Source organism: uncultured Erythrobacter sp. (assembly GCF_947502395.1).
Taxonomy (GTDB): Bacteria; Pseudomonadota; Alphaproteobacteria; order Sphingomonadales; family Sphingomonadaceae; genus Erythrobacter.
Genome location: NZ_CANMZM010000001.1, coordinates 543,285 through 561,023 on the forward strand (window position 1 = coordinate 543,285; position 17,739 = coordinate 561,023).

A 17,739-nucleotide genomic window follows, 5' to 3' on the forward strand; every position below is an offset into this window, starting at 1 on the left:
TGACGCACGCAAGTCCCACCTTAACCCAGAATAAACCTCAATTAAGGACTCTCTCACTAAATTCGTCTATTAAAACTCCGTAATTGGGGAGTAGGGCATGGCGAATACTCAAGAGAACGAGGCTGGTGGTCAAATTGATCGCCGCAAAGGCGATCGCAGAATTACCGCACGCGACAAAGAAGATCGTCGCAAGGGCGAACGTCGCCAGAGCGATGTGCCCTACACCGGGCCAGAGCGACGGAAGCATCCGCGCACCTGATCCTTTGCTCCGCCCGAATTAGGCGCAATTGTCTGGGCCTCTTTTTTGCCAGATTTGGGAGGCCAGATGCTCTTAATCTGGTCAATTACAAATCGTTGATCAAAAAGTCTGGTCCATTCTTCTGGACTTTGTACTTTGCGTGACCCGCAAGAAGACGAGAATCGAGATATCGAATTTCAATGCTGAATTCGGTGTCGACCTTTGGGTCCATAAGGGCATTAAATTCAAAATTCTCGCCCGTATCTAATGAAGGTCTAGCCGTCATTTCCGTGCCATCGCGAAGCAAGCGAACGTCAGTACAAAGCTTCCCATGATTCCAAACTCGAAAACGATAAGTCAGCCCCCCAGGTGCACCACCTATTGTGCCAGCAGGTACTACTCTGAGTATTGGCTGAGCGTTTCGTTTCATCTCGTCCCGCTGTTGTGACAGAAGCTCATTCTCAAAAGCTAGTTGTTCGCGTGTCACAGTCACGAGATCACGTTGCTGCTCAACAGAGTTTCTAAGCTCTTCTCCTTGAAGCCAGAGCGCTTCTGAGCTGTTGCGAAGCTCCCGTCCTTGCTGGAAAAATCCCAAGACGAGCCAAAAGAAAGCCAACGGCGCAAATACGCCAGCTAAGAAATCACCAAACTCGTTTGGCTTCATTTCCAATAGGTTGGATAGCTGATCGAATGCATATCAAACCATTACAGCGATGTACGCTACAGTAACGAGCCCACCCGACCGAACTAAAGAGTGTCCGTCACTAGCTGGTTTTTTGAGGCTCTTCTCGCTCACCCAAAACTCCCGCCAACCTCGCCAGGCTTGAACCGCATCAACCGACTATCCAGCAGCGCGGCCGTCCGATTTTGCACTGCGATCTGGTATTCCGGGTTCTTGATCATCGCGAAGAAGGCGCCCGAGTTGGGATACTCCACAACAAATCCATCGTGCCAGACCTTGTCATCGGGCTCTGGCCCTGTGACCATGGTCTGGAACCCGCCGCGCCAGACGACCTTGCCTCCTACGCTTGAAAAGATTGGTCCGGAAGTTGTGCCATACTCCTGATAAGCGCGCCGCCCACTCCAGCCATTGCCGTGGTGCTGATGCCCCTCCGGGTACTCGGCCAACTCCCGGTAGCGCAACAGGTTGAGCATATGGATCGGCTCATCACGCGGCAGGTCTTTGAACGCCTGAAAATTTGAAGGCGATGGATCAATATAGGCTTTGGCCATGGCTTATGCCTCCAGCTTGTAGTCAGAGAAGCGCTCGCGCAGGTCTTTCTTCGAGATCTTGCCAGTCGCCGTGTGCGGAATGTCATCCACAAACTCCACTGCATCGGGGAGCCACCATTTGGCGATCAACGGCTTTAAGTGGTCGACAATTTGCTCGCCAGTAACCTCAGAACCTTCATTCTTGACGACGAAGAGAACAGGACGCTCATCCCACTTGGAGTGGTACATGCCGACACAGGCCGCCTCTGCGACTTCGGGGTGGCCCACAGCCGCATTCTCGAGCTCGACTGAGCTGATCCACTCTCCGCCCGACTTGATTACATCTTTGGTGCGATCGGTCAGTTGCAGGGTGCCATCGGGATGGATGATGCCCACGTCACCGGTGTCAAACCAGCCATCGTTGTTTGTCGCATCAGTCTCCGCTTTAAAATAGCGTCGGATGATCCAAGGCCCACGAATCTGGAGCGCGCCAGAAGCAACACCATCGCGCGGAAGCTCGGTTGTCATATCGTCGAGCTCAACGATGCGCAGTTCGACGCCAAAGATCGGGCGACCTTGCATGGCAGTCTTGTCGACCTTTTCTTCGAAGGTGAGCTCATCCCAATCCCAAGTTGGACCGCCGACCGTACCGATGGGCGATGTCTCGGTCATGCCCCAAGCGTGCTGAACCCGCGTGCCGTTCTTCATCAGCCGCTCGATCATAAAACGCGGACAAGCAGAGCCGCCTATGGTGGCGGATTTTAGCGGCGGAAGATCGAGACCTTCCTTGTCGCAATATTGGAAGTGGGCGAGCCAAACCGTGGGCACGCCAGCGCTGTCGGTCACGCCCTCGCGCAGCATCAAATCATGCAAGACAGCCGGATCATTGACGGCGGAGAACACGAACTTGATCCCCGCCATCGCGCCAGCATAGGGAAGGCCCCAGGATGCCGCGTGGAACATCGGCACAACGGGGAGCATGCAAGATGCACTCGAGAAATTGAACGCGGCGGGCTGAAGTCCAGCGACCGCGTGCATAAGGGTTGAACGATGTTCGTACTGAACGCCTTTGGGATTGCCGGTCGTCCCAGAGGTGTAGCAGATCATGCAGGGGTCACGCTCATCGCCCCGGTACCAGTCGTACTCACCATCCTGTTCGCCGATCCAATCCTCGAAAGCCGTCGTGTGATCGGCGGAATCGAAGCAAATGTAATGCTCGACCGTTGGCCATCGATCTTTCATCTTGTCGACAATCGGCTGAAACGCCGCATCGTAGAGTAGCACGCGGTCTTCAGCGTGGGTGACGATGTATTCAAGCTGATCATCGAATAGACGCGGGTTAACGGTGTGCAGCACACCGCCCATGCCAGCGACACCGTACCAACTCACCAGGTGGCGCGAGTGGTTCATCGCCAGGCTTGCGACACGCTCGCCTGGCTTGAGACCCAGCGCTTCGAGAGCCTGTGCCATTTTGAGCGCATCACGGCGAATCCCGGCCCAATCGGTGCGAGTCTCCTTGCCATCGGCCCAGCGCGTGACAATCTCCCGGCCGCTGGCTTCGCGCGCGGCATGATCAATTACGTTGGTGATGCGCATCGACTGATCTTGCATGGCACCAAGAGTTTGTGTCGGCATGATAAATCGCTCTCCTCAGATGTAGACGGCCCCTCTCCAAGGCCCATATGTGGCGAAGACCATGCCGTGCGCAAAGATGGTTGGCAATCGCGATATTACCAATTGGAGCAAGCAGTGGCGGGAGACGAAGCCGCCAAAGATTCAACTAGTCGGCTAGCGAATCCCGCCTGAGGCGCGGCATGAAGCCTTTTCGTATCGTCTTTCGACCAAAATCCAGAGACACACGCCGAAGAGATCGGCATTTTGTCCAGTTACAACTCGATTTTTCGTAATTTTTCACCGCTTCGTCTCATTTCATTGCAAATGCCAGCGCCGAAAATTATTCTCCCTAAAGAAACCTAAGAGAGGGCTATTGTGAATAGAAAACTACTTTTGTTGGCAGGCACCGCAGCAGTTATTGCTGCTCCTGCACAAGCACGCGAAGGCCAGCCATACATTGGCGTCGACGCTGGTTTTGCCTTTGATAGCGATATCGACATTGATCTGGAAAGCCCGGTTGAAGAAGACAGGGCCGCCCGTATTGATCGCGATAGCGGGTTCGATTTTGGCGTATTGGCCGGATATGACTTTGGTTTCTTCCGACTTGAAGCTGATGTGAGCTACCGCGAACAGGACGCAACACAACTTGAGGCGATCACACCCAACTTTGTGGCTGCCACCGGTATCCCTGGCGGGATAAACACGCTCGATTCTGATGAAGCCAGTGTACTTGCCGGAATAGTCAATGGCCTCGTTGAATTTGGTGATGATGACGGAATCACCGTGTTCGCAGGTGGCGGAATCGGCATCGCACGGATTGACGTTGAGGCCGGTAACGCCGCGATTGGCACGCCTGTCGACGACACTGACACCGGTTTTGCCTACCAAGGCATCGCCGGAGCACGCGTTGCTGTAAATAAGAACGTCGATTTTGGCTTAAAGTATCGGTACTTCCGGGCTGATAGTGTCAATCTTGAGACGAGCACTGGCGCTGGGCTTGATCCTGATTTTGAAACACACTCAATCCTCGCAAGCATCATCTACAACTTCGGCGCTGAAGCACCACCACCGCCTCCTCCTCCGCCTCCTCCTCCGCCACCTCCACCGCCGCCTCCTCCTCCGCCACCTCCGCCGCCGCCTCCACCGCCACCGTGCAACACGGGGCCGTACATTGTGTTCTTTGATTTTGATGAATCAGTGATCACGTCGGATGCAGCAACCATCCTGGACAATGCGGTAACCGCCTATGCAAATTGTGGAACGGCTGCGGTCATGCTGGCCGGTCACACCGATCGCTCGGGTAGTGCGACTTATAACGAGGCACTTGCAGAGCGCCGCAATGTGAGCGTCACCCAATATCTGGCTGGTAAGGGCGTCCCGATGGGTCGGATATCAAGTCAGGCCTTCGGCGAAACACAAAATCGTGTCCCCACCGAAGATGGCGTGCGCGAATTGCAGAACCGCCGTGTGGAAGTCACTTACGGTCCGGGCTCGGGCATGTAAGACCTTGCACGCAGAGAAATGAGGAAGGGGCCGGAGAAATCCGGCCCCTTTTTTTGGGCTTGCGTGTCACGATGAAGCTTCAGGCAATGAAATAGCCCGTCACTTCCCATCCATTCGGCCCCTTCATCATTACTACGGTCTCGATCGAACGGCCTCGCTCATTTTCGAACATGGTGTTGAACTGAAGGACCTGAAACTCGCCTCCCGGCGCACCCGGTAGGCTGCTTTGACGTTCCACTGAAGCAAGTGACCGGCTTCGGACTTTGCCAAGCGGTTCACGGACTGGCGCCACCTGTGTCGCCCATTGGCTTGCCGAGACATCCGATTGGAAAAGACCTCCGGAAACGTCCCAACTGCCTTGCCAATCAAACGCGTCAGTGCGATCCAAAAAGGCGTTGGCGCGGTTGAGTGCGGCCACATCGGCTTCGTGACTCGTGGTCTCCTGTGCAGCACCCGAAGCTCTGGTTGTGGTGCTCTCAGATACTCCTGCAGTAAGAAAAACAACGGCGGCAGCAATTGCGATAGACATGATTAGCATTCCTCCAGTCAGCCAGGCGGCCCGCGATAGGCCGCTTCGGCGTATTTCATTGAGGATTGCATTGTCATCGGCACTGCTTCCGTCTTCCATCCCGAAAGATGTGTGCGCATGATTTTGGGGTAATTGCTCCTCGGCAGCCCCCAAAATTCTTGCGGCCTCCCGGCTGTTCGACACACCCAATTTGCGTCGGGCATTGCGAAGTCGATCATTGATGGTGTGGACCGATATTCCAAGCGATGATGCACTGGACTTCGCATCGTGACCATCGAGCAAAAGGCGCAACGCCTCTTTCTCTTTATCAGTGAGTGTTTCCAATGCGTCGGTCACGAGGCAGCCAATTCGAGATTGCCTTGCCCATTTGCTTTGCGAGCCACCTGATTAAAAGCAAGGGCGATGTGGATCGGCCCAACCTGCACAGCATCAAAAGGTTGAGCCGGCAAAATCGTTCTGTCTCCCCTAGATCATGCAGCCATTTGTAAAGGCATCATTCGCGATGGCGATCATGGCCTTTGCGCAGTTTCTTGGCAATCTTGATCTTGATTTTCACGGTGCACAGCTACTGCGCAACTTTCCCCTTTCGGATGTCGCCTTCCCTCGAAATGGACATCGATGGATCAATTGAAGCAAGAAACAGAGGGGCCGGAACAGTCCGGCCCCATTCTCGATAGCAAGTCTTCGGGGACGAGGCCTCAATTTGCAGCGCCGCTAGCCCCAACAATTTCATAGTCCACGACTTCCCAGCCTTCGGGACCCCGCCGCAGAACAATGCGCTCAGTCATTCGATTGTTTTTCTCGAAGAGCGAGTTGAATTCCACGATCTCAAACCGACCGCTTTCTCGCCCTGCATACTCACTGGTTTGCTTGAGTCTTGCGAGTTCCCTGGACTGGATTTTTCCATTGGTCATGCGCAGAGTAAGCCCGAATTTCCATTTGTTGGGGGCATACTCATCACGCAGGGCCTGCCCGGCTTCCGCATAGCTCTCATCGAACAGACCTGCGTCAATCAGTCCTACAAACCGGCGAGCCTTCAGCTCAGAATCTGCTGGGCGTGAGGGTGTAGAAACGGTGTTGCCGCTGTCGACGGAGTCGGTCAGGGCAGTAGGAGTAATGCCCACCAACACGGCTGCGACAAGTGCGATAGAAATTGACATAATCAAGATACCTTTCCGCCGCGTCATGAGAGGGAACAGCCCCACCTCACTTCGATCCGCGGCAGAAACACTTTCTAGAATTTCCTCGGATTCTCTTATCCCTAATCCCTTGTGCACAAGAGGTTTGGGAGAGGTTTGAATGGCATTACCCTTGGCCTGGGCCACAATGCGTGCAGCCTCCTTGCTGGTGGTGACGCCCAATTTCCGTCGTGCGCTCCGCAACCGATGGTTCAGTGTGTGGACCGAAACATCAAGTTCATGTGCGCTCGATTTGGCATCATAGCCTGCAAGAAGAAGCCGCGGGGTCTCTTTTTCCTTCTCGGTGAGCGCAACAATGTCGTCAGGCATCACGCCACCAGTTTAAGACTGGCCCGCCCGCGAGCAGGGGTCAGTGTGACATTGGAAAGGCCTTCCATGTCGGACAATCGCTCGGCAAGATCGCCATTGAGGACGTAATTCGCGCCAAGACGAACATGCGCCTCCTCTTCGTCGCTCAGGATGAGTTTCAACAGCACCTCACCTTGCGCGCCTTGCGAGGTGGCCAGCTCAAGCTTGAGCTGTGCGATTGCATCAAGGCTGTGCACGTCGGCTTTGAGCAGCATGGGGATTGAGCCAGAGACGGCCGCCAATGGCCGCGCGCCGCGAACAGTAAGCCTTGGGGGTTCGCCCGGATTGGGGCTGTCGAGCTCTACGGTCAGCAACACGCATTCGCCAGACGCGGCCCATTCGGGGAATTTTTCGACCAGCGATTCTTCAAAGCAAGCGCTGGAGAATTGGCCGGATGCGTCAGAGAAATCGGCGCGGATGAATTCAGCCCCGCGCTTGGTGCGTCCTTTGCTCGCACCCTCGACCATAGCGGCGATCATAGCGGTGGAGCGGCCTCCTGCTGGCGCGCCGCCTTCCATCAGGCTTTGATAGGTGCGCGCACCATGGGCATTGGCGGCCTCTCGGAATTGTTGGACCGGGTGGGCTGAGAAATAGAAACCGAAGTTCTCACGCTCTTTCGCCATTTGCTCGATACGGGGCCATGGCTCGCTAGTTTGAAGGCGCAGATCGTCTTGCGGAGCATTGTCTCCTCCGAACAGGCCGCCCTGCCCGCTGGAGCGTTCACGCGCGGCAGCATCGGCGGTTGCAAGCAGCAGGTCAGCATTGGCAAACAGTTCCCCGCGATTCGGGTGGAGGCCGTCCAACGCGCCTGCGCAAATCAGCCCCTCCAACTGACGCCGGTTCATTGAACCTTGCGGGATACGTTCGAAAAAGTCTTTGAGGCTTTCGAATTTCCCATTGGCCTCGCGCTCGGCAACGACGGCGTCCATCGCCTTTTCGCCGACATTGCGGATACCGGCGAGTGCGTATCGCACCGCGTATCCATGGTCGGTTTGCTCGGTCGTGTATTTCGCCTGAGAATAGTTCACGTCGGGCGGGAGGACTTCGACACCTGCCCCCCCTTCCCGCTCTGCCGGATATCGCCGCGCGTCATCGACAAAGATCGAAAGCTTGTCGGATTGATGTATGTCGAAGCACATGGAAGCGGCGTAGAATTCTTCTGGATAATGCGCTTTGAGCCAAGCGGTCTGGAAGGCGAGCAGCGCATAGGCGGCGGCGTGCGATTTGTTGAAGCCGTAGCCTGCGAACTTGTCGATCAAATCGAACAATTCGTTGGCTTGTTTCGCCTCAATATCAGAAACTTCCTTGCAACCCTCGACAAAGCGTCCACGCTGCTTGTCCATTTCAGCCTGGACCTTCTTACCCATCGCACGACGAAGAAGGTCAGCATCACCCAGCGAGTATCCTGCCAAGATTTGGGCGGCCTGCATCACCTGTTCCTGATAGACGAAGATGCCATAGGTTTCGGCCAGGATGCCTTCAAGTTTCGGGTGCGGATATTCGATCGGCACCTCCCCCGCCTTACGCTGACCAAACAGAGGGATGTTATCCATTGGCCCTGGACGATAGAGCGAGACAAGCGCGATAATGTCACCGAAATTGGATGGCTTCACCGCTTTCAGAGTTCGGCGCATGCCTTCCGATTCCAGCTGGAACACGCCGACCGTGTTACCTGACTGCATAAGGTCATAAACGCCCGTATCGTCCAATGGCAGCGCGCCCAGATCAATCTCGATCCCTCGCTCCGCAAGCAGGTCCACTGCCTTGCGCAAAACGGACAGCGTTTTGAGGCCCAAGAAGTCGAACTTTACCAAACCGCTGCTCTCGACATTTTTCATGTCGTATTGCGTCACTGGCATATCCGAGCGCGGGTCGCGGTAGAGCGGCACGAGCTGCGCCAATGGCCTGTCGCCGATCACAACGCCGGCGGCGTGGGTGGAGCTGTTTCTTGGAAGCCCTTCGAGCTGCAAAGCCAGATCAACGAGGCGTTTCACCTCATTGTCGTTGTCATATTCCTTCTTGAAATCCGCAGCACCATTCAGAGCGCGCGGCAGCGTCCATGGGTCAGTCGGATGGTTGGGCACCATTTTGCACAACCGGTCCACCTGACCATAGCTCATCTGTAGAATCCGCCCGCAATCACGCAGCACAGCGCGCGCTTTCATCTTACCAAAAGTGATGATCTGCGCGACGTGATCGGAACCGTATTTCTCTTGCACATAGCGGATTACTTCCCCGCGCCGCGTTTCGCAGAAGTCGATATCGAAGTCGGGCATGGACACGCGTTCGGGGTTCAGAAAACGCTCAAACAGCAGGCCCAACTGAATGGGGTCCAAATCGGTGATAGTCAACGCCCAAGCCACAATCGAGCCCGCACCAGACCCACGACCTGGCCCCACCGGAATACCCTGATCCTTGGCCCACTGAATAAAGTCGGCAACGATCAGAAAGTAACCCGGAAAACCCATATTGACGATGATACCGATCTCATAATCGAGCCGTTCAAAATAGGTCGCGCGATCCTCATCCGAGAGGTCTTCGTAAGATGCCAGACGGTCTTCGAGACCAGACTTAGAGAGGTCGGCGAGCATCTTGGCCTCGCCTTCCAAATCGCCAGCAAGGCTGGGCAAAATTGGATCGCGATAAGGCGGCGCATAGGCACAACGCTGTGCAATGACGAGAGTGTTGGAAATCGCCTCTGGCAAATCAATAAACAGGTCGCGCATCATGTGCGCTGACTTCACATAGGCTTCTTGGTTGGTGCGCGGGCGGTCTTCGTTCTCAACATAGGTCGAGTTCGCAATGCACAACATGGCGTCATGCGCCTTGTGCATATGAGGCTCGGCAAAGTTGGAAGGGTTGGTGGCCACAAGCGGAAGATTTCTCGCATAGGCCATCTCAAGAAGCGACTCTTCAGCCCGCGCGCATGCTGGATCGCCATGGCGGGCAAGCTCAATGTAGAGCCGGTTCGGAAAAAGATGCTCAAGACGTTCGATCAACTCACGCGCTGCATCCCTCTGCCCTTCAGCCAACAGCCGGGTCAGCGCACCCTCGCCTGCCCCGGTCAGGGCGATAAGCCCATCTGAGTGACCATCAAGGTCAGCCATCTGCACATGGGGTTCCAGCTCCAGCGGTCGATCGAGGTGTGCGGCCGACACCAGATGACAGAGGTTGTCATACCCTGTCTCGTCTTTGGCAAAGAGCGGGAAGTAATCGACAAGCTTGCCGTCCGACCCCTCGCGCGCGACACCCAAAAGTGTGCCGATAATCGGCTGCACGCCCTCACTCTTACAAGCACCAGCAAACATGACCGCGCCATAAAGGCCGTTGCGGTCGCAAATGGACACCGCAGGATATCTGCGTTCCTTCGCGAGTTTGGCAATCGCCTTGGGATCAATTGCCCCTTCAAGCATTGAATAGGACGAGAGCACGCGCAATGGGACAAATGGAGCGTATGGCATGATTTGAAAGTACGCTTCGCCGACCAGCATTCAAGCTTGCACCACGCCCTCTTGGGGATAAGCTGGGGGCAAGCTATTCAGGATTGAATGGAGGGAAGCCATGGCCGACATGATCGAGATCGAAAACGTAAACACGCCGGGCAAGACCACTAGGGTCAACGCTACAAAATATGCAGATATGCGTGCCGCACTTGAAAAGGCTGTGCCGAGGGATTCTCCCGGTCTCAATCAGAACGAAATACGGGAAGCTGCCAAGCTTCTTCTGAGCGAAGACCTGTTCCCACAAGGCAAGACCTGTGGCTGGTGGGCCAAGACTGTCCAGCTCGACCTCGAAGCAAAGGGACTTCTTATTCGCGAGGCAACGAAGCCGCTTCGCTGGCACTGGAAGTAAAATAGCCTAGAGCAGCTTCTCGATATCCTTGATGATAGCCTTGGGCGCGTCTTGTGGGCCATAGCGTTTCACCACATTACCTTCCCGGTCGATCAGGAACTTGGTGAAGTTCCATTTGATCGAGGTCGATCCCATCAGGCCTTTCTTCTCCGATTTCATCCAATCGAACAAAGGTGAGGCGTCCGCGCCATTCACATCAATCTTCGCCATCAATGGAAAGGTAACGCCAAAGTTCACTTTGCAAAACTCGGCGATCTCGTCGGCATTGCCCGGCTCCTGTGCGCCGAATTGGTTGCAGGGAAACCCAAGAACCTCGAAGTCCTGATCCTTGAATTGCTGATACAACGCTTCAAGCCCATCATATTGCGGAGTAAAACCGCACTTGGACGCCGTGTTGACCACCAGCAGGACCTTACCTTTCTTGGTCGCAAGGTCGAGCGTTTCTCCCCGATTGGTGGTGACGGTGAAATCGGCGACGGTGGTCATGGTGTATCATTTTCCTTTGGTCGATAAATCAGATCAAAGCTCGTTTGCCATGAAAGACCATGGTCCGTCGAGGCTTCACCGTGTTGGCGCACGCTGCCATCCTCTTCGCGCGAGTAGGTCATCCGGACAAGCGCATCGACACCAGGTCCACCGATATCATCCCAATACCCCATGAGGACCATCTTGCCATCGACTACGCCGCCTTCGAAATCAACACGCTTGCCGTCGCTGCCGACCCAGGTCTGTTCCCAGCGTCCGCTGTTATGATTGACCGCCGATAGGCTGATCCCGCCAGCGCCTTGGAACGGCATCCATTGTTCACGGATAGTGCAGCCACCAGAGAGTTTTTCGATGCCACTGTTCGCAACCTGAGCGTCGCTTCCATTAGGGAAGACATTCCATTCGCCCACCCACAGATCAAAGCCGGCATGGGCTTCGCTTTCGCATGGTGGGGGTGGAGCCGGTGGCGGAGTTGCCGCCGTTTCAGCTGGCGTAGCGGTAGCCTGTAGCAGCGCAATTGGGTAGAAAAATGTGAGCATGGTTAGGTCCCTCCCTCAGGCCTAAACAATGCCTTGAGTTTAAGCCAAACGCGAGTGGCAATCTGCAAATTGGCGATATGGAGCGGCTAAACCTTCACTCAAGCACCCCGTCGTGAAGCCGAACCACTCGGTCCATTCGTGCCGCCAATCGCTCGTTGTGGGTTGCGACCAGTGCTGCGCTCCCTTCGCCTCGCACAAGTTCAAGGAATTGTCCGAGCACTGTATCAGAGGTGGCCTCATCAAGGTTGCCCGTGGGTTCGTCTGCAAGAACCAATGTCGGCCGATTAGCAAGCGCTCTTGCCACCGCAACGCGTTGTTGCTCGCCGCCCGAAAGCTGGCTGGGTCGATGGGTCAGGCGATGACCAAGACCGAGCTTGTCGAGCAAGCTTTCGGCGCGCGCCTTTGCCTCGGTCTCAGACGTGCCCGCCACCATTTGTGGCATCACGACATTCTCGGTCGCGTTAAAATCGGGGAGCAGGTGGTGGAATTGATAGACAAAGCCTAGGTGCTCACGGCGCACACGAGTGCGGCCATCGGACGGCAGACTTTCCGCCGCCTCACCAGCAATATGGATCGAACCTTCGAACCCGCCCTCTAGCAGCCCCACCGCTTGAAGCATGGTTGACTTCCCCGAACCTGACGGCCCTAGCAGCGCAACGATTTCCCCCGGCATAATGTCGAGATTGACCCCGCGAAGAACGTCTATCCGCGTTTCCCCCTGTTCGAAGGAACGGCGCAGATCGCGAAGCGCAACAATTGGCTCACTCATAGCGCAGCACCTGCACAGGATCCGTGTTGGATGCTTTTAGCGCAGGGTAAAGCGTCGCCAAGAAGCTGAGACCAATACCCAAGGCCGTAATGCCAATAATCTCCCACGGATCAACACGCACTGGGAGCGATGTCAGGAACCGCACCTGAGGGTCCCAAATCTCGACGCCGGTCACGGCCGCAATGCCGTTTACGATGGGGTTGCGGAAATAGAGCAGCACAAAGCCGACGATTAGTCCTGTGACCGTCCCTAGTGTGCCGATCGTTGTTCCGGTGGTCACAAAGATCTTGAGCAAAGACCGCCGTGTCGCCCCCATCGTACGCATGATTGCGATATCGCGCGTCTTGGCTCGCACCAGCATCACCAGGCTGGACAGGATGTTAAATGAGGCGACCAGCACCATAAAGCTGAGCACAAAAAACATTGCTACACGTTCAACCTCAAGTGCCTCGAAAAGGGTCGAGTTGATGGTCTTCCAATCAGCGATCACCGCTCGGCCCGTAAGCGATTGCTCTATCCCGCCGAGGATATCGCCGACATTGTCCGGATCGGTCACCGTAACTTCTATCAAACCGATTTTGTCGCCCAGCAGCAGCAATGTCTGCGCATCGGACATGGGCATGATCACGAAAGTTTCATCGAAATCATAAAGGCCAATCTCGAAGATCGCGCCGACCTCATATCCCACTTGTCGAATCGATGTTCCAAAGGGGGTCGCCCGCCCTTGGGGGTTGATGATGGTGATCGTGTCGCCGACTCGAATGCCCAGATTTGTCGCGAGCTGCACGCCCAGGGCCACTCTACCACTGCCAGCGGTGACGTTGGCCATATCGCCCATGATTACCTTGTCGCTCATCGAGGCGATGTCTTCTGCGGTGTTGCCGCGCACAAAGATCGCGTTGTTGCGACCATTATAGCCGGCGATGAGCGGCTGCTCGATCAAGGGCGAGGCGCTTACAACCCCTTCGGTTGCGCGAACTTCCGTGAGCACACCCTCCCAACCGTCAAGCTCGCCGCCATACGCCTGTATGATGGCATGGCCATTGAGGCCGGAAAACTTGTCCAGCATCTCTGCCCGAAATCCACCCATGACGCTCATCACAAGTACCAACATGGCAACCGAGAGCATCACAACGCCCACTGAAATCCCAGCGACCAGCGCAATAAAGGCCTCGCCTTTGCCCGGCCACAAATAGCGCTTGGCAATCATTCTTTCGAAAGGAGTGAGCATGGGTGAGAGCGCTCTTGAACAGTGCTAGGTGAACGCAGGCTTTAAGCAGCAAGGCTCATCCGCACAATGTGCAGATCGGTGCTATCTGTGTGTAATCGCAAGGCATCACTCAGCACGTGATGCACCTAGGGAACGCAGAATCTCGGGGAGCCTCCCGTAACAATGCTTGTAATTGAGCCGTAACACAGCCATTGACCGCGCAATCGGCGGGGCAGCGCAGCGGGCGAATAAGCGATGGCACTTACCGGATCGGGTCAATTGGTAGGCAATCTCACTCATCCTTTCCTTGATGAGGACGGCGACAAGCTGCGCGAAGAGTGCGGCGTTTTTGGCGCAATAAATGCGGAGAAAGCATCCGCTGCGACAGCGCTGGGTCTTCACGCCCTCCAGCACAGAGGACAGGAAGCCGCAGGTATAACCAGCTTCGACGGGAAAGACTTCATCTCTCGTCGCGGTCTTGGCCATGTGGCTGAGAATTTCTCTTCACAAGAAGCGATTGATGAGCTCCCCGGTAACATGGCGGCGGGCCATGTGCGTTATTCGACCACTGGCGGCGCGGGCCTTCGCAATGTGCAGCCGCTCTATGCAGAGCTTGCCAGTGGCGGTTTCGCGATTGCCCATAACGGCAATATCTCTAACGCGCTTGCGCTGAGGAAGGACCTGGTTGGCAAGGGGTCGATCTTTCAGTCGACTTCTGACACCGAGGTAATCATCCACCTTGTGGCTACATCGCGCTATCCCACGGTCGCAGATCGTTTGATCGATGCGCTCCGACTGGTTGAGGGTGCCTATGCATTGATCGTCATGACCCCTGAGGGCATGATTGCCTGCCGCGATCCGCTGGGCATTCGCCCCCTCGTGATGGGAACGATGGAAAACAGCGATGGCTCTGAGTCGGTTCTGTTCGCCAGCGAAAGTGTCGCCTTCGACGTTGTTGGAGCCAAAATGGTCCGCGAAGTTGAGCCGGGTGAAATGCTTCAAGTCGGCTTTGACGGCGAGATCGATAGCATGCGCCCATTCGGCAGCCCTGCGCCACGTCCGTGCATCTTTGAGCACGTCTATTTCAGCCGTCCTGACAGCATTTTCGCAGGCCACAGCGTATACGAGGCCCGCAAAGCCATCGGACGCGAACTGGCTATCGAAGCGCCATGCGATGTCGACCTGATTGTACCCGTGCCAGATAGCGGTGTGCCTGCCGCAATTGGCTATGCGCAGGAATCGGGTGTGCCATTTGAGCTTGGCATTATCCGATCACACTATGTCGGCCGGACCTTTATTCAACCGAGCGATGGCGCGCGCGATTCGAGCGTGAAGCGCAAGCACAACGCCAATCGCGGACTTGTTGAAGGCAAACGCATAGTGCTGATCGACGATTCGATTGTGCGCGGGACAACCAGCCTGAAAATCGTCCAGATGATGCGTGATGCAGGCGCGGCCGAGGTCCACTTTCGCGTCGCCAGCCCGCCAACCGCACATTCCTGTTTCTACGGCGTGGACACACCTGAACGCTCCAAATTGCTGGCGGCCCGTATGGATATTGAACCCATGCGCGAATTCATCAAAGCAGACAGCCTCGCCTTTATCTCAATCGACGGACTTTACCGGGCCGTGGGCGCCAAGGGCCGCGACAGTTCCTGCCCACAATTTTGCGATGCCTGCTTCACCGGTGACTACCCAACTTCACTCACCGATCTTGCAAGAAATCAGGAAGGCAGCGATGAGCTCCCTTTCGCTGATCCAAAAGCGGCATAAATCTCGGAATATATGGCAGACACAAAACCTCTCGCGGGACAGACCGCCCTCGTCACTGGCGCGAGCCGAGGCATCGGTGCAGCAACCGCAATCGCGCTCGCCGATGCAGGCGCACATGTTATCGTCTCCGCTCGTAAGGTCAAAGAGCTCGAGGCGGTCGAAGACAAGATCCACGAGGCTGGCGGGACATCCACTATCGCGCCGGTCGATCTGACCGAACCAGACGCGATCAGCCGCTTGGCCTCGGCCATTGCTGGACGTTGGGACACACTGGATATCATGGTGATTTCAGCGGCCTATTTGCCCGAGCTCACACCGCTTAGTCAGATCGAACCAAAGCAGTTCAACACCGCGATCCTCACCAATGTGGTCGCGACGCAGGCTCTTTTGGCTTCCTTCGATCCGCTTTTGCGCCGTGCCAACGCGGGCAAAGTGATTGGCCTGACGAGCAGTGTTGGTGCTGACCCTCGTGCATTCTGGGGTGCCTATGGATCAACTAAGGCAGCCTTCGACAATTTGCTCGAGACTTACGGCGCGGAAGTCGAAAAGCTGAGCGAGCTGCGCGTTGCTATCGTCGATCCCGGCGCAACCCGAACAGCCATGCGTGCTCGTGCCTATCCTGGTGAGAATCCCGAAACACTCAAAGTTCCCGAAGTCGTTGCCGAGCGCATTGTCACACTCGCGAGCGAAGGGTTCGAAACCGGCCACCGTGAGCGGTTCGACTGACTAATCGGGGGCTCTCTTCGTCCCCGCGATCATTCCTTATCGACCGATTAACCAAGACCTGAAACCTTCGATAAGGGAGATTCGGGCATCCCTTCTTCAATCATAGAAGCCCCCGCTGATTGGAAGAAGGTTGTACGGCTATGCCGATCGGAGATAACCGCTATCACACCGCCGCTCAGGAAGATCGTTGTTCACCGCGCACGCGACTGACGATCCCTGCGACCCTACGGGCATCAGGCGGTCGCGCATTCCAAACCAATGTGCAGGATCTTTCTATCTCGGGTTTCTCCGCGAGCTCAATCAACCGCATGCACGAAGGTCAGATGTGCTGGCTCACCCTGCCCGGGCTCGAATCGCTTCAGGCACAGGTTGTTTGGTGGGAGAACTGCATCGTTGGTTGTGCGTTCGAAGAGCTTCTCAGCCCAATCGTCCACGACAACATTCTGCAGCGTTACACCAGCACCGGTGTTAGTCGCCCAATGATCTGAATTGAGGGGCGCGAGGCGTCGAGACCTCCTGCCTTAATCTAAAGCCGCAATCCGATATGTAATATCAAGCCATGTGGCGCGGTGCGCAAAACTGGTTGCGGTCGACCAATTGCCGACTACTGTAACAACCAATTCCTTTTCCGGAACAATCGTAATCGATTGCCCAAAAATCCCCTGCGCTCCAAAGCCTTGGGGATAGGTCCACCATTGGTAGCCATAGCCAAAACCGGGATTGTTATCGAAGTCTACCAGACTGTCGCCCGCTTCGGCAAACCAGCCCTCAGGTACTGAGCCACCGCCGCCTTCGAGTGCGAAGACACCCATACGAGTATAGTCGCCCAAGGACAGCGACAGGCAGCAACCACCAATGCTTCCGCCCCGGGCATCGGCCATCCAGAAAAGGCCATCTGCCAGACCGGCAGGCTCGACAATCTTCTCCTGCGCATATTCGGCCAGGGAAAGACCAACCGCGTTCTCAATCACCAGTCCGATGAGATTGGTCTCACCGGTCTTGTAGAGCCATTTCTCACCGGCGGGAGCCTCGCGAGAGAGCCCGCGCATCTGGGCGACCGTAGCCTCCGCGCCAAATTCGAGGATGAACTGATTCATCTGGGCAACATCGCTTTTGGGATCGGTGTAATCCTCATTCCACGCGACACCGCTGGTCATGGTTGCAATTTGACGAACGGTGACACCTTCGTAGGCCGATCCTGCCAGACCGGGCACATAGAGCGTGACTGGATCGTCGAGATTAGCGATAAAGCCATCTTGGATCGCTGCCCCCAGAAGGGTCGAAGTGAAGCTCTTGGCGACCGAGAAACTGGTCCAGCGCTGATCGCGCCCGAAGCCAAGTCCGTATTCTTCAAACCGCACAGCGCCCTTATGGTGCACCATGACGCCCGCCGCATTGGTATCTGCGATTACCTTGCGAATGGCGTGAGCAAGTTCATCTGGGAGCGGCTCTCCCGTGCTTAGCGCACGCGGGTTGGTTGAGGCTGGCACCTCCTTACCGGCAAACCAGTTTTCCATTTCGCGGAACCGTGTAGAGCGCTTTTCATCGCTCCAAAACAGCACCTGAAGTTCAGACGGTGCGCGCTCCGGTGGCGTGACATCGGTAACGGCGGCAAGCGGTTCAGAGACGCCTTCAAATCCTTCGGCGGCACCAAAACTGCAAGCACTCAGGGCGAGCGTTGCAACACTCGCTAACATAGTTGGTATCCGCTTCATTCTACCCGCTCCCCTATCCGTGCAGC

Annotated in this window: 18 protein-coding genes; 7 read left to right on the plus strand and 11 right to left on the minus strand. The window is 56.0% G+C overall.

What is annotated here, in order from left to right; translation table 11 throughout:
- Positions 1-97 precede the first annotated feature (97 nt).
- A complete protein-coding gene (locus Q0778_RS02525; RefSeq protein ID WP_298304833.1) occupies positions 98-259 on the plus strand; it encodes a hypothetical protein in 162 nt (53 codons plus the stop codon).
- A gap of 85 nt (positions 260-344) precedes the next feature.
- On the opposite strand, the gene Q0778_RS02530 is transcribed toward Q0778_RS02525, so the two are convergent.
- The 3 genes from Q0778_RS02530 to Q0778_RS02540 form a co-directional block, all read right to left on the minus strand.
- The gene (locus tag Q0778_RS02530) at positions 345-902 is read right to left on the minus strand and encodes a hypothetical protein (RefSeq protein WP_298333762.1); all 558 of its coding nucleotides are present in this window, start codon (positions 900-902) and stop codon (positions 345-347) included.
- A 128-nt stretch (positions 903-1,030) separates the two neighbouring features.
- On the minus strand, positions 1,031-1,471 hold the full coding sequence (locus tag Q0778_RS02535; protein ID WP_298333764.1) for a DUF1330 domain-containing protein: 441 nt from the start codon (positions 1,469-1,471) through the stop codon (positions 1,031-1,033).
- A 3-nt stretch (positions 1,472-1,474) separates the two neighbouring features.
- On the minus strand, positions 1,475-3,085 hold the full coding sequence (locus Q0778_RS02540) for a long-chain fatty acid--CoA ligase (RefSeq protein WP_298304824.1): 1,611 nt from the start codon (positions 3,083-3,085) through the stop codon (positions 1,475-1,477).
- Positions 3,086-3,439: 354 nt separating this feature from the next.
- On the opposite strand from Q0778_RS02540, the gene Q0778_RS02545 reads away from it, so the two are divergent.
- A complete protein-coding gene (locus Q0778_RS02545; RefSeq protein ID WP_298333766.1) occupies positions 3,440-4,567 on the plus strand; it encodes an outer membrane beta-barrel protein in 1,128 nt (375 codons plus the stop codon).
- A 79-nt stretch (positions 4,568-4,646) separates the two neighbouring features.
- On the opposite strand, the gene Q0778_RS02550 is transcribed toward Q0778_RS02545, so the two are convergent.
- A complete protein-coding gene (locus Q0778_RS02550; protein WP_298333768.1) occupies positions 4,647-5,432 on the minus strand; it encodes a DUF4019 domain-containing protein in 786 nt (261 codons plus the stop codon).
- A gap of 136 nt (positions 5,433-5,568) precedes the next feature.
- Between Q0778_RS02550 and Q0778_RS02555 the strand changes: the two genes are divergently transcribed.
- A complete protein-coding gene (locus tag Q0778_RS02555; RefSeq protein WP_298333770.1) occupies positions 5,569-5,727 on the plus strand; it encodes a hypothetical protein in 159 nt (52 codons plus the stop codon).
- A gap of 67 nt (positions 5,728-5,794) precedes the next feature.
- Here the strand turns inward: Q0778_RS02555 and Q0778_RS02560 are convergent, their stop codons facing one another.
- Both Q0778_RS02560 and dnaE read right to left on the minus strand, forming a co-directional pair.
- A complete protein-coding gene (locus tag Q0778_RS02560; protein ID WP_298333772.1) occupies positions 5,795-6,604 on the minus strand; it encodes a DUF4019 domain-containing protein in 810 nt (269 codons plus the stop codon).
- Positions 6,604-10,104 carry a DNA polymerase III subunit alpha gene (gene dnaE, locus Q0778_RS02565; protein WP_298333774.1) on the minus strand — a complete coding sequence of 1,167 codons (3,501 nt, stop codon included), beginning with the start codon at positions 10,102-10,104 and terminating at the stop codon, positions 6,604-6,606. The genes Q0778_RS02560 and dnaE overlap by 1 nt, the downstream gene beginning before the upstream one ends.
- A 100-nt stretch (positions 10,105-10,204) precedes the next feature.
- On the opposite strand from dnaE, the gene Q0778_RS02570 reads away from it, so the two are divergent.
- A complete protein-coding gene (locus Q0778_RS02570; RefSeq protein ID WP_298333777.1) occupies positions 10,205-10,495 on the plus strand; it encodes a hypothetical protein in 291 nt (96 codons plus the stop codon).
- A 6-nt stretch (positions 10,496-10,501) separates the two neighbouring features.
- Here Q0778_RS02570 and Q0778_RS02575 read toward each other — a convergent pair whose 3' ends face one another.
- The 4 genes from Q0778_RS02575 to Q0778_RS02590 all read right to left on the minus strand — a co-directional run bounded on the left by Q0778_RS02575 (position 10,502) and on the right by Q0778_RS02590 (position 13,520).
- The gene (locus Q0778_RS02575; RefSeq protein WP_298333779.1) at positions 10,502-10,981 is read right to left on the minus strand and encodes a glutathione peroxidase; all 480 of its coding nucleotides are present in this window, start codon (positions 10,979-10,981) and stop codon (positions 10,502-10,504) included.
- Positions 10,978-11,520: a hypothetical protein gene (locus Q0778_RS02580; protein WP_298333781.1), complete on the minus strand. Its 543-nt coding sequence runs from the start codon at positions 11,518-11,520 to the stop codon at positions 10,978-10,980. The genes Q0778_RS02575 and Q0778_RS02580 overlap by 4 nt, the downstream gene beginning before the upstream one ends.
- 94 nt (positions 11,521-11,614) lie before the next feature.
- Entirely contained in the window at positions 11,615-12,289 is a 675-nt protein-coding gene (locus Q0778_RS02585; protein WP_298304789.1) for an ABC transporter ATP-binding protein, read from the minus strand.
- Positions 12,282-13,520 (minus strand): lipoprotein-releasing ABC transporter permease subunit, encoded by a 1,239-nt coding sequence (locus Q0778_RS02590; protein WP_298304785.1) that lies wholly within the window; start codon positions 13,518-13,520, stop codon positions 12,282-12,284. The genes Q0778_RS02585 and Q0778_RS02590 overlap by 8 nt, the downstream gene beginning before the upstream one ends.
- A 234-nt stretch (positions 13,521-13,754) precedes the next feature.
- Here Q0778_RS02590 and purF point away from each other — a divergent pair, with 234 nt between their 5' ends.
- The 3 genes from purF (at position 13,755) to Q0778_RS02605 (ending at position 16,486) form a co-directional block, all read left to right on the plus strand.
- Entirely contained in the window at positions 13,755-15,272 is a 1,518-nt protein-coding gene (gene purF, locus Q0778_RS02595; RefSeq protein ID WP_298304782.1) for an amidophosphoribosyltransferase, read from the plus strand.
- Between the two features lie 12 nt (positions 15,273-15,284).
- Positions 15,285-15,998 (plus strand): SDR family NAD(P)-dependent oxidoreductase, encoded by a 714-nt coding sequence (locus tag Q0778_RS02600; protein ID WP_298333783.1) that lies wholly within the window; start codon positions 15,285-15,287, stop codon positions 15,996-15,998.
- 140 nt (positions 15,999-16,138) lie between these two features.
- On the plus strand, positions 16,139-16,486 hold the full coding sequence (locus Q0778_RS02605; protein WP_298304776.1) for a PilZ domain-containing protein: 348 nt from the start codon (positions 16,139-16,141) through the stop codon (positions 16,484-16,486).
- 33 nt (positions 16,487-16,519) lie between these two features.
- Here the strand turns inward: Q0778_RS02605 and Q0778_RS02610 are convergent, their stop codons facing one another.
- A complete protein-coding gene (locus tag Q0778_RS02610; RefSeq protein WP_298333786.1) occupies positions 16,520-17,713 on the minus strand; it encodes a serine hydrolase domain-containing protein in 1,194 nt (397 codons plus the stop codon).
- Between the last annotated feature and the right edge of the window lie 26 nt (positions 17,714-17,739).